The sequence below is a fragment of the Aquitalea sp. S1-19 genome, assembly GCF_024343515.1.
This window is the reverse complement of record NZ_RJTZ01000313.1, coordinates 1-1286: the sequence shown is the minus strand read 5'-3', so window position 1 is coordinate 1286 and position 1286 is coordinate 1. Positions and strand designations below refer to the sequence as shown.

Here is a 1286-nt window from a genome sequence, read left to right as displayed (position 1 = left end):
TCCGGCTGTGACATCCATCTGGGTCGTGGCAATGCGATCAAGAGCCTGCTGCGCCTGATTAAAGCGCTGGAGGCCGAGTTTGAATTGCGGCTGGTGTCGTTTGATGGCGGTACCGCACGCAATGCGCTGGCGCGTGAAGCTGCTGCCGTCGTGGCGCTGCCGGCTGACAAGCAGGCACAACTGGAACAGCGTCTGGCCGAGTTCGAGAGCCTGCTGCAGTTCGAGCTTTATGGTGTGGACGAGGGCGTGCGCGTCGTGTACGAAACCGCTAGCGCGGAGGGTGTGATGGCCGCCGCCGATCAGGCGCGCTTGTTGTCGGCATTGCATGCGGCTCCACACGGGGTCAAGCGTATGAGTCAGCGCGTGACTGGCGTAGTGGAAACCTCGAATAATCTGGGTGTAGTGCAGATCAAAGATGGCGTGCTGTTTGCCAACTTGATGGTGCGCTCCTTGCTCGAGTCGGGCACCCAGATGCTGGCCGATGAAATCGTCAGCCTGTTTAGCTTGGCAAAATGCGACATCCAGCGCGAAGGCAAGTATCCGGGCTGGGCACCTAATCCGGATTCGGCCCTGCTGGCACTGTTCCGTCAGGTGTATGCACGCGAGTTTGGTGGGGAGAGCGGGGTCAAGGTGATCCATGCCGGGCTGGAGTGCGGCCTGATCGGCTCCAAGTACCCGCAGATGGATATGGTGTCCTTCGGTCCTGATATCCAGGGCGCGCATGCGCCGGGAGAACGGGTGAATGTTGAGTCGGTTGCCAAGGTCTGGGATTTGCTCAAGGCCGTCTTGCAGGCGGTGCCTGTTAAAAACTGATATAGCCTGATTTTTGGCTATCAATGCCCCGCCTTGTGCGGGGCATTTTGCATGCTGCGCACGCATTGGCAGGGCGTTATGGCAGGCTGGTGATGTGTGTTTGCATTAGTCAAAGCTGTTATATGGGCGTTTTTTGTGCAAAAAGGCGGTGGCTTTGATCTGGGTCAAGTAAATCTGTAAACCTGCGTCGCATAGGTGAAGTGGGTATTTTGACAAGGCAATGTAGAATCGCTCAAAACCACTAAAACAACTCCGCTACAGCAAGCAAGGAAAGCAGATGATGAATACGGTCAGTCGCGCCACTTTTGATCAGGTGATGGTGCCTAATTACGGTCCTGCCGCGTTTATTCCGGTGCGTGGATCGGGTTCGCGGGTGTGGGACCAGTCGGGCCGCGAATACGTGGACTTTGCCGGCGGGATTGCCGTCAATGCGCTGGGACATTGCCATCCGGAGTTGGTGGCAACGCTGACCG

Annotated in this window: 2 protein-coding genes; both read left to right on the top strand. The window is 57.3% G+C overall.

All coding sequences use genetic code 11. The features are described from left to right. On the top strand, window positions 1–813 hold an 813-nt coding region (locus EGI20_RS18715), incomplete at its 5' end, for a M20/M25/M40 family metallo-hydrolase (RefSeq protein ID WP_498633201.1). 277 nt (window positions 814–1090) lie between these two features. Then, on the top strand, window positions 1091–1286 hold a 196-nt coding region (locus EGI20_RS18710), incomplete at its 3' end, for an aminotransferase class III-fold pyridoxal phosphate-dependent enzyme (RefSeq protein WP_498633199.1).